The sequence below is a fragment of the Rhodopirellula sp. JB055 genome (genome assembly GCF_043100905.1).
GTDB lineage: Bacteria > Planctomycetota > Planctomycetia > Pirellulales > Pirellulaceae > Rhodopirellula.
Genome location: NZ_JBICHO010000229.1, coordinates 1 through 12,660 on the forward strand (window position 1 = coordinate 1; position 12,660 = coordinate 12,660).

General features: G+C 58.1%; 10 protein-coding genes and 1 pseudogene. 9 read left to right on the plus strand and 2 right to left on the minus strand.

Going from position 1 to position 12,660, the window contains the following annotated elements; all coding sequences use genetic code 11:
• The 3 genes and pseudogenes from ACF8AM_RS09555 to ACF8AM_RS09565 form a co-directional block, all read left to right on the plus strand.
• Window positions 1-1,632, plus strand: a pseudogene (locus ACF8AM_RS09555) (formylmethanofuran dehydrogenase subunit A); the annotation flags it as partial.
• Window positions 1,625-2,629 carry a formylmethanofuran--tetrahydromethanopterin N-formyltransferase gene (gene fhcD / locus ACF8AM_RS09560; protein WP_392555417.1) on the plus strand — a complete coding sequence of 335 codons (1,005 nt, stop codon included), beginning with the start codon at window positions 1,625-1,627 and terminating at the stop codon, window positions 2,627-2,629. The pseudogene ACF8AM_RS09555 and the gene fhcD, both read left to right, overlap by 8 nt.
• Entirely contained in the window at window positions 2,626-3,408 is a 783-nt protein-coding gene (locus tag ACF8AM_RS09565) for a formylmethanofuran dehydrogenase subunit C (RefSeq protein WP_392555418.1), read from the plus strand. The genes fhcD and ACF8AM_RS09565 overlap by 4 nt, the downstream gene beginning before the upstream one ends.
• Before the next feature lie 8 nt (window positions 3,409-3,416).
• On the opposite strand, the gene ACF8AM_RS09570 is transcribed toward ACF8AM_RS09565, so the two are convergent.
• Window positions 3,417-3,845, minus strand: a complete 429-nt coding sequence (locus ACF8AM_RS09570; RefSeq protein ID WP_392555419.1) for a hypothetical protein — start codon at window positions 3,843-3,845, stop codon at window positions 3,417-3,419.
• Window positions 3,846-4,100: 255 nt separating this feature from the next.
• Here ACF8AM_RS09570 and ACF8AM_RS09575 point away from each other — a divergent pair, with 255 nt between their 5' ends.
• The 6 genes from ACF8AM_RS09575 (at window position 4,101) to ACF8AM_RS09600 (ending at window position 12,356) form a co-directional block, all read left to right on the plus strand.
• The gene (locus ACF8AM_RS09575) at window positions 4,101-6,752 is read left to right on the plus strand and encodes a ComEC/Rec2 family competence protein (RefSeq protein ID WP_392555420.1); all 2,652 of its coding nucleotides are present in this window, start codon (window positions 4,101-4,103) and stop codon (window positions 6,750-6,752) included.
• 51 nt (window positions 6,753-6,803) lie between these two features.
• The gene (locus tag ACF8AM_RS09580; RefSeq protein ID WP_392555421.1) at window positions 6,804-7,742 is read left to right on the plus strand and encodes a cytochrome C assembly protein; all 939 of its coding nucleotides are present in this window, start codon (window positions 6,804-6,806) and stop codon (window positions 7,740-7,742) included.
• Window positions 7,739-9,019: a glutamyl-tRNA reductase gene (gene hemA, locus ACF8AM_RS09585; RefSeq protein WP_392555422.1), complete on the plus strand. Its 1,281-nt coding sequence runs from the start codon at window positions 7,739-7,741 to the stop codon at window positions 9,017-9,019. The genes ACF8AM_RS09580 and hemA overlap by 4 nt, the downstream gene beginning before the upstream one ends.
• Before the next feature lie 134 nt (window positions 9,020-9,153).
• Window positions 9,154-9,879 carry a DUF1080 domain-containing protein gene (locus ACF8AM_RS09590; RefSeq protein ID WP_392555426.1) on the plus strand — a complete coding sequence of 242 codons (726 nt, stop codon included), beginning with the start codon at window positions 9,154-9,156 and terminating at the stop codon, window positions 9,877-9,879.
• Between the two features lie 55 nt (window positions 9,880-9,934).
• Complete coding sequence (locus ACF8AM_RS09595) at window positions 9,935-10,600, plus strand: sigma-70 family RNA polymerase sigma factor (protein ID WP_392555423.1); 666 nt, start codon at window positions 9,935-9,937, stop codon at window positions 10,598-10,600.
• A gap of 7 nt (window positions 10,601-10,607) precedes the next feature.
• Window positions 10,608-12,356 carry a serine/threonine-protein kinase gene (locus tag ACF8AM_RS09600; protein ID WP_392555424.1) on the plus strand — a complete coding sequence of 583 codons (1,749 nt, stop codon included), beginning with the start codon at window positions 10,608-10,610 and terminating at the stop codon, window positions 12,354-12,356.
• Window positions 12,357-12,361: 5 nt separating this feature from the next.
• Here the strand turns inward: ACF8AM_RS09600 and ACF8AM_RS09605 are convergent.
• Window positions 12,362-12,660, minus strand: a 299-nt coding sequence (locus ACF8AM_RS09605) for a hypothetical protein (protein ID WP_392555425.1), incomplete at its 5' end; no start/stop codon positions are given.

Genomic DNA, 12,660 nt, shown 5'->3' on the forward strand with positions numbered 1-12,660 from the left:
ATGGCCGAAGGCATTGGCACTGGGGTCGACGGGCGTTTTGTTTCCTCCCCTGAACCGGGAACCGTCGCCGACCGAACCATCGATGGCAGCGGCTGCATCACGATGGCAGGTGGCATCGACTTGCACACGCACATCGGCGGAGGCAAAGTCACGCTGGCTCGCATGTTGCTGGGTGACCAAATGCCACCTTGGCGAGAAGCCACACGCTTGGCTGGCGAAGACGCCGCGTCATGCGAGTTCCTGCCAGCCGCGTCCGTGACCGCTTCGCGTTACTTGGACATGGGATACACGACGTGCTTTGAGCCCGCCGTGATCCCTTGCAACGCGAGGTCCGCGCATGCCGAAATGGCCGATGTCCGCGGGCTCGATACCGGCGGGTATTGTTTGCTCGGCAACGATGATGTGCTGTTGCGATTGATCGCCGGTGACGAACCCCAAGAAGTGATCAACGCGTACGTGGCATGGATGGTCCAAGCGACTCGCTGCATCGCCGTCAAGGTCGTCAATCCAGGTGGCATCAACGCGTTCAAATTCAACGAACGCGAAATGGATGTCGACACACAGCATCCCAAGTACGGCATCACTCCCGGCCAAATCATTCGCACGCTTTGCCGAGCGGTTTCGGAGATTGGTTTGCGGCATCCGTTGCACGTTCACTGCAGCAACTTAGGTGTGCCTGGCAACATCGATTCAACACTGGCAACGATCCGGGCCGCCGATGGTTACCCGATCCATTTGACCCACGCTCAATTTCATAGCTACGGCACCGAAGGCCCGTTCAAGTTTTCGTCTTCGGCGGCGAAGTTGGCCGATGCACTGAAAGCCAACCCCAACGTGACGCTGGATGTTGGACAAATTCAGTTCGGCCAAACCGTCACGATCAGTGCGGACGCGATGCACCAATACGACAATCGCAATCTGGCCAAACCTCGCAAATCCGTGTTGCTGGACATCGAATGTGAAGCCGGTTGCGGCGTGGTCCCATTCAAATACGCACGCCGCGAATTTGTGCACAGCCTGCAATGGGCGATCGGGCTGGAACTCTTCTTGATGGTCGATGACCCCTCGCGAGTTTTCTTGACCACCGACCATCCCAACGGCGGTCCCTTCACGGCGTACCCGCACCTGATCGCCTTGCTCACCGATCGCTCGCTACGAGAAACGGCGCTTGCTGAAATTCATTCCGACGCGGCCGCGGCCTCATCACTCGCGGGCATCGATCGTGAATATTCGCTGGATGACATCGCGGTGATGACGCGATCCGCACCGGCGTCGATCTTGGGTTTGTCCGATCGAGGTCGATTGCAACCGGGATGCGTGGCCGACGTCGTCGTGTACGAAGAAAATGACAACGTCGAAGCCATGTTCCGCACCCCGCGAGAGGTTTACAAACAAGGCGTCCGAATTCGTTCGCGAGGTCAAAACGTGGACGCGGGAGATTCCATCCAACGCGACAACACGCTGGCGGCCGCAGTCGCCGTCGATCCCATGCACGTTCCCAAGTTTCGCGAAATGCATGCTCAAACGGGAACGTTTGCGTTGGATCGATTGCAAATCTCCCTGGGCTAAATGGACGACGTGATCGGCACGCAGTTGATCGAAACGACTCGATCGGAGACCCCAAATGGCTGACTCCGTCCCATCGTCTGAACCCATCTCGATCGCAGGCGTTTCGATCGAAGACACCTTTGCCGAAGCCTTTGACATGAAGGCCACGCGGTTGATTTTGACCGCCGACGACCGACGCTGGTGCGAAGAATCCGCGAGGGCGATGTGCGGGTTTGGAACCAGTGTGATTGCCTGCGGCTTGGAGATTGCCGTCGAACAAACATTGACTCCCGAACAAACGCCGGATGGTCGGCCCGGCGTCGCGATCCTGGCCTTCGGCATGTCAGGCAAGGACCTTGAAAAACAAGTGCCACGGCGAGCCGGCCAGTGCGTTTTGACTTGTCCGACAACCGCGTTGTATGGCGGCATTCCTGGCGGTCGAGACGTGCACCCCAAACGTGTCCCAATCGGAAAGTCACTGCGATTCTTTGGCGATGGGAACCAAATCAGCAAGCAAATCCAACACTTGGACGCGGATGGAAAATCACGTCCCGTGCGTTACTGGCGGATTCCTGTGATGGACGGTGAATTCGTTTGCCAGCATGACGTGGGCCGAGTCGATGCCATCGGCGGCGGCAACTTCATCTTGGTCGGACAAAGCGTGCAGTCCGTGACGGTCGCCAGCCGCGCAGCAATCGATGCGATGCGAGAATTGCCCGGCATCATCACACCGTTCCCCGGCGGCACGACTCGCAGTGGATCCAAAGTCGGATCGAAATACGCCGCCTTGTTTGCATCCACGAACGACGCCTTCTGCCCCGCACTACGAGAAATCACTCCATCGAATTTGCCGCCGGAAGCCAACGCGGCAATCGAAATCGTGATCGATGGCATGTCGTTCGACGAGATCGCCGAATCCATGCGAGTCGGGATCAACGCAGCATGCGAAACGGGGGCGTCCGAAGGACTGCTCAGCGTGACGGCGGGCAACTACGGCGGCAAGCTCGGTCGGCACCACTTCAAGCTGCACCAGTTGTTTCTCGATGAGTCGACCTCCCCGGACTCAGAGGCCGAACAATGAGTCAAATCACATTGCGTCTGCGAGCGGATTTGCAGTCGACTCTTTCGGGGTCAACCCCTTCGCGATCGATTCTGGATGCTTCCAAAATTCGATTGGAAGAATGGGTTCAGCTCTCGAGCGCAGAGATCGAACGTTTCGAGCTGAATTCTCAAACCGGTCCGGTTTCCATCGGTGACCTGTTTGATGTTTCGGTGCAATCCGATGTCTCGATGCCGCGGTTGATCTTTGCAGACTGCATGCGACTCGTTTCAGGAATTGGTTTCCAACACAAACTGGGCGAGATCGTCTGCGAATCCAACGTTGGCGATCACGCGGGAAGTTGCATGCAGGGCGGCCGCATCGTGGTGCATGGCAACGCGGGCAATCACTTGGGTTCACCCATCGGTGCTCGCAATGTTGGCATGAACGGAGGCCAATTGATTGTCCATGGTTCGGCAGGTGACGACGCGGGTCATCGCATGCGTCGTGGCGAACTTTGGATCGGTGGGGACGCAGGAAAACGTCTGGCCACGTGGCAGGTCGCGGGCACGATTGGAGTGGCGGGAAATGTCGGACCGAACATCGCCTACGGCATGCGACGCGGGACATTGATCTTTGGGCAATCACCCACCCTGGATGCGAATCGGTTTTCAACGCCGATTCCGCTGCAGTCCGCGTTTGTGAGTCTGGTCGGCAAAAACAGCAGTGCAAGTTGGCTGACGCCTGCTTTCTTGCAATCATTGCGTGTTTGCCGGGGCGACCGCCAGATCGACGGCCGCGGGGAAATCTGGACGCCGTAGTTCGGGAATCAGACTTCGGCCATTTCAGCGGCTTCTTCGTCGCTCCAGCTTTCTTCACCTTCGGGAGCGTCGTTCAGGCCCAATTCTTCGAACTGCTCGTCGGATAGTTTGACGTAGTTCAGCGAACGCAAGACTTCCAAGACTTCACTGCACGTGGGGAACATCCGTCCCGAGTCTCGTTTGTAGTCATCCATCGCTTTCATGAACTCGACTTCCTGGTCGCTGTAGTCACGTTCGCAAGTGGTTGGGTCAATGTGACGACGACGTTGCTTTTTTCGCCGGGGTTGGTCCATCATGCCCGCATCGCTTGCATCGGCATTGCCATTGCGGCGTTCGCTGCGACGACGATCAATGGTCACGACTTCGTCACCCACTTTGCTACCTTTGCTTTTGCTGGCGGTCGAAGTGTTGGACGATGATTTGACAGTCGTTGGCATGGGTTTCCTCGTGCAATAAGAAACGGTGCGAAGAGTTGGGACGCGGACGATTGGTCCAATCCCTCGAAAATCGAGAAGCGTGTGACCGAGAGTTCTTGGCCGTACAATGAGTAGCACGTGGGTCAGGCTGAGGCTGAGCATCCGGGCAAGTTTGCCGGCAAGGCAAGCAGAAAGGGCACGAGACCTCGCCGGTTATACCGATTATCCGGCCTGCTATCTGTCGCCCTCCACTTTTCTCATGGATTTGACTTCAGAATGCGACAAGGCAGTCTCTCGACCCGTCACCTGGCAGAGCTTCCAAGTCGCCAACCGCTGACCATGTTCGCAGCAGCAGGTCTGGGCGGTCTGTTGTTGGACCGGGTCTACCCACAGTCCACGCAGGTCTGGATTGGGATGATGGTCGCGATGGTTTTGGCGTGGTGCATCGTATGGACGACCGCACCAAGACTTGCCTCTTCCTTGCGAGTCCGCCCAAGCATCCTCACCGGCGTTCGCACGGCGTGCTGGTTCGGATTCATCTTGTTCGTTTTCGCGGGCCGACACGCTCTGGATGAATGGCAGTACGCTTCCGCCACCATCCGGGACGTCCTCACTCATGAAGAAGAACCGACGGTCATGGTCGCGGTGCTCGATGAACCCGTCCGCTTGCAACGCGATGCACTGGAGAACACCGTCGCGCGAACCTCTGGTGTCGCAGGTCGTGATTCCGGACGCAACCGCAACCACGACGTGCAATATCAAACTCGACTGGTCGTCAGTGTGCTAACCATGCAGCGTGGGACCCAACATGTCCCGATCACCGGTCGAGTGATGGTCATGGTCGATGCCGAACGGCAGGACTTGCGGCCCGGCGACATCGTGAAACTGTACGGTCGCATCGCAGCCATTCCTCCGCCCAGCAACCCAGGTGAAACCGATCAACGGATCGCAGCGAGGAGACAAAACATCCATGCTCGGATGCGAGTGGGATCAGCCGAGCAAGTCGAACGACTGCCAAATGCCGAGAACGCGAAAGGGCGGCATTCCTGGTGTGTCCGCATGGAACGCTGGTTGGCCGATCGAGCAGCCTCGGCTCGGGACACCATCTTGAAACAGATTGAACCATCGCAGCGTGGACTGGCACTCGCATTGACGCTGGGACAACGAGACTTTCTCGACCGGACCACCAACGAACGCTTGCTGGTGACCGGCACGGCGCACCTGTTGTCCGTCAGCGGATTGCATTTGGGCATCATCGTTTTGTTGACGGGCGCGGTGGCGGGTTTGTTGCGATTGCCGCTTGCTGGATCAACCACCCTGATCGTGACGGTGATGCTGTTCTATGTGGCCATCACCGGAGCTCGGCCGCCGGTGACTCGAGCCGCGATCTTGTTGTCCACGGTCATCCTAGCGAGGTTGCTCGCACGTCCTCATCACCCGCTGAATTCCCTTTCCTTGGCGGCCATCATCCTGATGGTCTGGACGCCCGCCGAGATGTTTGGGATTGGCGTGCAACTGTCGTTTTTAGCGGTCGCGACGCTGTTGCTTTGTGGTCGCCCGTTTTCGAAAGCCCTCACCCCCGCAGCGGAATCCATTCGCGTGGAAGAACGCTTTGACGAACTGGCTCAACAATCTCAAACCGCGTGGCGAAGAGCCCTGTCATTTGTCGCATCGTGGACCGGCCGAGTGCTGTGGTACAGCGGCGCGGTCACGCTGATGGCTCTGCCCTTGGTGTGGTCCCAGTTTCATGTCGTCTCGCCGATCAGTGTGATCGTCAACGTGATGCTGTCGCCGCTGATGGCCCTCGCGTTGTCCGCTGGTGTCCTGACGATCTTGGCCGGTTGGTCGCTTCCGTCATTGGCTTGGATTCCCGGTGAAATTTGCGGGAAGCTCCTTTCGATCATGCAGTGGATGATCGATTCAGCGGCCAATTTGCCCGGTGGTCACTTTTGGCTTCCCTCACCACCGACGGCCTGGGTCATCGCGTTCTACTTGGGGTTGGTTGTGTGGGCCGCGATCCGGCCGATGGTCTCCTCCCGAGGAATTCGTCGGCGAACGATTGAGGCTGGTTTGCTGGTCAGTTGGATTGGGATCGCGTTTGGAATGGCGACCTTTCCAGCCGAACTTCCTGACCAAACCTTGGAAGCAACTTTTGTCGACGTTGGCCATGGAACCGCAACGATCCTGCGTCCCAACCGCCAGGAGATTTGGCTTTACGACTGTGGTTGGATGGGCAACGCCAACGCGACCAGCCGAAACATCGAGGACGCGTTGTGGTCGTTGGGAGCCACCCACATCGATGGAATTTTTCTGTCGCATGCCGACACCGATCACTACAACGCGTTGCCAGGACTGGCCGACCGCTTTTCGATCGGAGTGATCCTCGTTCCGCCGGGATTCTTTGAGGGAGACGGGTTTGCTTTGGCTCAGGCAATCGAAACGATCCGCCGACACCAGATCCCGGTGAAAGAGATCAGCCGCGATCAACCGATGCGACGCGTCCACCCCGGTTGGTTGGATCAAGTGGAAGTGCTGCATCCACCACAAGAAAGAATCGACGCCAATGACAACGCCAATTCGCTGGTGCTGAGAATCGACTGGGGCGAACGCGTGCTGTTGTTGCCCGGCGACTTGGAACCGCCTGGAACCGCGGTGTTGACCAACACGCCTCGGCCACCGCCCGGCGGGGTGATGATGGCACCACATCACGGTAGTTTGCGAATGGATGCCCAGGCGGTCCTGCAGTGGGCCCGGCCATTGGAAACGGTTGTCAGTGGGGGCCAACGGGCCGCCAAACCCGAAGTCACCGAAATGCTGTCCGCAGCAGGCGGCGGCGTTCACGTGACCTCTCGGGAAGGAGCCATCCGGGTGCGAATGGGTCCCGAAAGTGCTCTCCAAATCCAGGCATTCCTGCGACAACCCTGGTGAGCGATTTCCCCGCCAGGCTGACAATTTTTCAGGTCGGTGTAGGATACGGTGATGATGGATCTATTGCGTCAAGTTTCGGTAACCTGTTTTTCAGCCAGCTACCTCGTCGTGCTGGTCCTGGAAGCGCTGCGTTTTCTGGGCCGAGTCCCGGGCCGCGGCCTGGCGGTGGTGGTCATGATGGGACTGGGAATTTTCACCCACGTCACCTACCTGACTCTGCGAGCGGCCTCGATCAGCAACGAAGCGAACATCGGTCGCCTAGCAACCTGGACGGATTGGTCGCTGATGGTCGCATTGGGATTGGCGATCGCCTACTTCGCGTTCTATCTTCGCCGGCCCGACACGATCATCGGGCTGTTTTTCCTGCCTGCGATTCTGGCCATGATCGCGCTATCGCAAGCGGTCAGCCACATGCCCGCTTTCGAACGAAATGAGGCGGTGGAGGTTTGGCGAGGCGTCCACGGCGTTTCGATGATGCTGGGTTCCGCTGCCGTGCTGGTTGGTTTTTTGGCGGGAGCCATGTACCTCGTCCAGTCTTGGCGTTTGAAACGCAAGCAGGCCGGTTCGATGCTGAGATTGCCGACCCTCGAAACCTTGCAAAACCTCAATCGAAGTTGCTTGGTGATCAGCACCGCTTCGGTCGGGGTCGGGCTGCTTTCTGGCGTCGTCATGAACTGGAATCGACTCGGCGTGATCCCTTGGACCGACGGTGGCATCATCCTGTCGGGCGTGCTGTTCCTGTGGTTGGTCTCGGCGACGGTGGTCGAGTACTTCTACGCCCCTGCAAGCCGCGGTCGCAAAATTGCCTACCTGACCCTGGCCAGCTTCGCATTTTTGGTGCTCGCGATGACCGGCGTGCTGTCCAGTTCCCACGGAGCCGACCAATCCGACGCCCCCGCCGCCACCCCGACCCACGGAATCGACGCGAGTGAACCGTTGTCCGGACTCGAAGTGGCAATGGAAATGATCGTGCCGCGAGGCCAGTCATGACGCTGAAGATGATCGGTTGCAGCCACCACGACGCTGCTGTTGAAATTCGCGAACAACTGTCGTTCACCGAAGGCGAAATCCGTCGGACCTTCGACTTGTTCGGCCAACGTTTTGCGGGTGCAGAATTGGTTCTGCTGAGCACCTGCAACCGAGTTGAGTTGTATGGTGCCGGCGGGAATTCTCCTGCCCTGCAAGCAGACGATTTGATCAACCTGGTGGCCGATTGCCTGAATCAATCGCGAGACTTTGTTGCCAATCACATGATCGTTCGCGAAGGCCGCGAAGCCGTCGAACACCTGTTCCTGGTCGCCGCCAGTCTGGACAGCATGGTCGTGGGGGAAGCTCAGATTTTGTCGCAGGTCAAACAATCCTACGACTTGGCGAACGATGCCGACCGCACCGGCCCGATCACCCACGGCGTGTTCCAAGCGGCCAATAGAACGGCCAAACGCGTCCAAACTGAAACCAGCATTCACCGTCGCCGTCTGAGCGTCCCCAGCGTCGCAATTGGCGAAGTCGTCCCCGAAGTTTTCAACCGCCTGCAAGGCAAACGCGTGGTGCTGTGCGGTGCCGGCGAGATGGCAGAAGAAACACTTCGGTATCTGAAAAACGGTGGAGCCGACAACCTGTGCGTCGTCAACCGAAGTCTCCAGCGAGCTCAAAAGTTGGCTGAAGAGTTTGGTGCCGAAGCGGAATTGATGGAGAACTTGCCCGAACAAATCGTTCGCGCGGATCTGCTGATCGGAACCACTTCCGCCGAAGAACCGATCGTCGACGCATCCACCTTCGCCGCCCTGAATGCCAAACGAGAGGGCCGAATCATGCTGGTCCTGGACCTGGCGGTCCCGCGAGATTTTGATCCGATCATCGGCGATGAACCCGGTGTCTACCTGTACCAAATCGATGACCTGCAAGCCGCGTGCAATCGCAACCGTCGAGAACGCGAAAAACAGTGGCCCAAGGCAAAGAAGATCATCGACGAAGAAGTCGATGGGTTCTTTCAATCGCTGCAACAACGTGCCACAGGTCCAGTCATTCGCCGGCTTCGTGAGCGGGCTGACAAAGTCAAATCCGAAGAACTGCAGCGGTTGTTCGGCAAACTCAATGGATCCACCGACACGGCCATGCAAAAGGAGATTGAAAAGTCATTCGATCGCCTGACCAACAAATTGCTGCACCCGCCCATGGCCTCGCTGCGAGACGACGCCGCCGACGGACATTCGCGAGGATTGTTGGAAGCGTTGCGACATCTGTTCAATCTTGGCGAAGATTCTTGAGAAATCGTGCCGTTTGGTCGCCAGAGGATTTTCCCCGCTGACCAACATCCATCGATTCCTCCGGTTAAACTGCCCGTCCCGGTGTCTCCTTCCTAAAACATCTGCCTTCCTGGACCCACCTCATGAACTCGACTGTGAACCGCGTTCTCTGCGCCCTGACTCTCGCCGCCACCTTTGCGGTTTCGCCAATCAACGCCCAAGACAGCGAAAAAACTCGCTTGGCAAAAACCATGCAGGGTGCCAAGACCGTCACACTGTTCGATGGCAAAACCCTCGACGGATGGCGTGGACGAGAGGATCTTTGGTCGGTCGACGACGGAGCCATCCATGGGCAGACCACCGCCGAAGCACCGATCAAGCAAAACACGTTTTTGATCCTCGATCGCCCGGTCAAAGGCAGCTTTGAACTGACTCTGCAATTCAAGATGATTGGCGGCAACTCGGGCATCCAGTACCGCAGCAAAGTGCTCGACGAAGACAAATTCATCGTCGGTGGCTACCAAGCCGACATCGATGCAACCAACCGCTTCGCAGGAATCCTGTACGAAGAAAAAGGCCGCGGAATCCTGGCCACTCGCGGGCAACAAACCACAATCTGGGCGACCGGCGAAAAGACGACCGAACAATTCGCGACCGCCGAAGAACTCGCCAACAGCATCCACCTCGGCGAATGGAACGACTACCGAATCCTGGTTCGCGACAACCAACTGGAACAGTTCATCAACGAAACCTTGATGATTCGCGTGATCGACCAACAACCCGGCAAAAAAGCCGACTCAGGCGTCATTGCATTGCAACTGCACCAAGGGCCCCCGATGAAAGTCTGGTTCAAGAACATCCAAATTCGCGAATGGAAGTGACTCGGGGACGCTTCCGCCGATTTACAACACGCTACCATGTGACTGGAGCGTGACCATGACCCAATCTTTATGGCCCTCGGGCGACAACACCGACGTGCTGCTGCAGGCAGCACGCCAAGGCGATCCCGAGGCCGTCAACCAATTGCTAGACCGACACCGCGGCCCCATCCGTCGACTGGTGGAGGTCCGTTTGGATCGCAAAGTCCAACGCCGCGTGGATGTCAGCGACGTCGTCCAAGAGGTCTTGGTCGAAGCCAGTGGTCGACTTCAAAAATACCTCGACGATCCGGTGATGGCGTTTCACTTGTGGCTCCGGCAGATCGCTTGGGACCACATCATTGACACCTATCGCCGCCACCGTGTCAGCGCTAAACGCAACATGGATCGCGAGCAACCGATCGGGGGCGGTGGCCCCGTGGACGAATCGTCCGTGAATCTGGCGATTCAGTTATGCGACCCTGCGATGACACCGGCCGCCGTTGCGACCCAGCGAGAAATCGCGGTTCAGGTCGAAGCCGCGATTGAAAAACTGGACGAAGGTGACCGCGAAATCATTCTGATGCGCCACTACGAGCACCTTTCCAACCTCGAGATTGCCGAAGTCCTGAACCTCAACCCACCCGCCGCCAGCATGCGATATCTGCGTGCCGTTCGGCGGTTGAAATCGGTGCTCGAAGAAGACAAGGAAAACTTTGGCGTCGACACCGACTCGCAGGGTTGAGACGACGATGGCCTCTCCATCCGACCCGTCCAATGCAGCCTCGTCTTGCCCCGACTCACTGACGGATGCTCCGGCCAACGCGACGAACCGTTCGCCCTCGGACGAGCCGTTGTCACACGATCAATACCTTGCCAATGTGCTGTCGGAATTGACCGATCAAGTCTGCCAAGGCCAGCCCGTTGATTTCAATGCGATCTGTGCTCAACATCCAACACTCGCGAAAGATCTGAGAGAGCTTTGGGGTGCGGTGTTGGTCACCGACACCGCCGGCGTGGCTCGCGACGAACTCCCGATCGAAAACCAGAAAGATCCCACCACCGAAGACTCGTCGGGTCGTTGGCGTGGCCTGCGGTTGCCCACCACGATTGGCGACTTTGATCTGCTGGAAGAAGTCGGCCGGGGAGGAATGGGCGTGGTCTTTCGCGCCCGCCAGCGATCACTCGACCGAGAGGTCGCAATCAAGATGATCCTGCGCGGTCGTCTGGCCAGCGATGCGGATCTGCAACGGTTCATGGCCGAAGCCGCCGCAACGGCATCGCTCGATCATCCGAGCATCGTGCCCGTCTACGAAGTCGGCGACATCGAGGGACGACCGTTCTTCAGCATGCAGTTCATCGAAGGGCAAACGTTGGCCCAACGAGTTGCATCTGGACCGATGGCACCCCGCGAGGCGGCCCGCATGGTCGCTCAAATCGCTCGAGCCGTCGCCGTGGCTCATCAAAGCGGCATCCTGCATCGCGACATCAAACCGGGCAACATCCTGATCGCCGCGGACGGCCGCCCGATGATCACCGACTTTGGATTGGCCAAACAAGTCGGCGCCAAGATGGATCTGACCCGCACCGGAATGCTGGTTGGGACGCCCGCCTACATGTCACCCGAACAAGCCGGCGGCCGTCGCGGCGACATCGGTCCGACCAGCGATGTGTACTCGCTCGGCTGTGTGCTGTACTTCGCTTTGACCGGGCGCGCGCCCTTTGTCGCGGAATCGCCGATGGAACTGGTCATGCTGGTCACCGAGCAAGATCCCACGCCACCGCGAGCACTTCGCCCGAGTTTGGACCGTGACCTCGAGATGATCACGATTCGCTGCCTGCAAAAACCAGCCGACTTGCGATACCCAACCGCGGAAGCACTCGCCAACGATATCGAAGCCTACCTCGCTGATGAACGCGTCGATGCACGCAGCGGCCACTTCAATCAAGTCCTCGCCCGAGTCTTTCGCGAAACGCACCACGCGGCGGTGCTCGAAAAATGGGGCCTGCTTTGGATGTGGCATTCCTTGGTGCTGTTGGTCGCCAGCTTGCTGACTTGGCAAATGGCTCTGGCAGGAATCACCCAGCGGTCCATCTACATCGCGGTGTGGGTGATCGGACTGAGTGCCTGGGCGGCTGTGTTTTGGAAACTACGTCAACGCATGGGACCAGTCACGTTCATCGAGCGACAAATCGCCCATGTCTGGGGCGCCAGTCTGATTGCGATCGGATTGCTGTTCCCGTTGGAATGGTGGATCGGATTGGAACCGTTGCGATTGGCGCCGATGCTGGGCGTGATCACCGCCATGGTCTTTCTGATCAAAGCCGGGATGTTGAGCGGAGCGTTCTACATCCAAACCGGGCTCTTGCTGGCAACATCCGTGGCAATGGCCGTGTTCCCATCCGCCGCTCATCTGATCTTTGGAATCGTTGCGGCAGGATGCTTCTTCCTGCCCGGCTACAAGTACGAACGTCAACGATCGCTGCTCGAACAACCCTGATCCAATCAAAGAACTCGGCCCCCGTTCATAACCCGCCGCGTTAGTTTTGAAGTTGCGCTTTTGTGTGAGGCATTGATTTTTTCATAACCCGACGCGTCAGTTTTGAAGTTGCGCTTTTGCGTGAGGCATTGGTTTTTCATAACCCGACGCGTCAGCGAGGCGAAGTCAACATCGATTTTCCCTCGCTGACGCTTCGGGTTATGAAAAAGCTGACGCTTCGGGTTATGAAAAAGCTGACGCTTCGGGATTTGAGAAAAGCCCAACTTCAAAACGCGTGGGCAAGGGATCCATAGGCACGTTGCCA

Excerpts from the sequence above, each read along its gene's own strand:
- fhcD (WP_392555417.1), top strand. The coding sequence starts at position 1,625 with ATGGCTGACTCCGTCCCATCGTCTGAACCCATCTCGATCGCAGGCGTT.
- ACF8AM_RS09565 (WP_392555418.1), top strand. The coding sequence starts at position 2,626 with ATGAGTCAAATCACATTGCGTCTGCGAGCGGATTTGCAGTCGACTCTT.
- ACF8AM_RS09570 (WP_392555419.1), bottom strand. The coding sequence starts at position 3,845 with ATGCCAACGACTGTCAAATCATCGTCCAACACTTCGACCGCCAGCAAA.
- ACF8AM_RS09575 (WP_392555420.1), top strand. The coding sequence starts at position 4,101 with ATGCGACAAGGCAGTCTCTCGACCCGTCACCTGGCAGAGCTTCCAAGT.
- ACF8AM_RS09580 (WP_392555421.1), top strand. The coding sequence starts at position 6,804 with ATGATGGATCTATTGCGTCAAGTTTCGGTAACCTGTTTTTCAGCCAGC.
- hemA (WP_392555422.1), top strand. The coding sequence starts at position 7,739 with ATGACGCTGAAGATGATCGGTTGCAGCCACCACGACGCTGCTGTTGAA.
- ACF8AM_RS09595 (WP_392555423.1), top strand. The coding sequence starts at position 9,935 with ATGACCCAATCTTTATGGCCCTCGGGCGACAACACCGACGTGCTGCTG.
- ACF8AM_RS09600 (WP_392555424.1), top strand. The coding sequence starts at position 10,608 with ATGGCCTCTCCATCCGACCCGTCCAATGCAGCCTCGTCTTGCCCCGAC.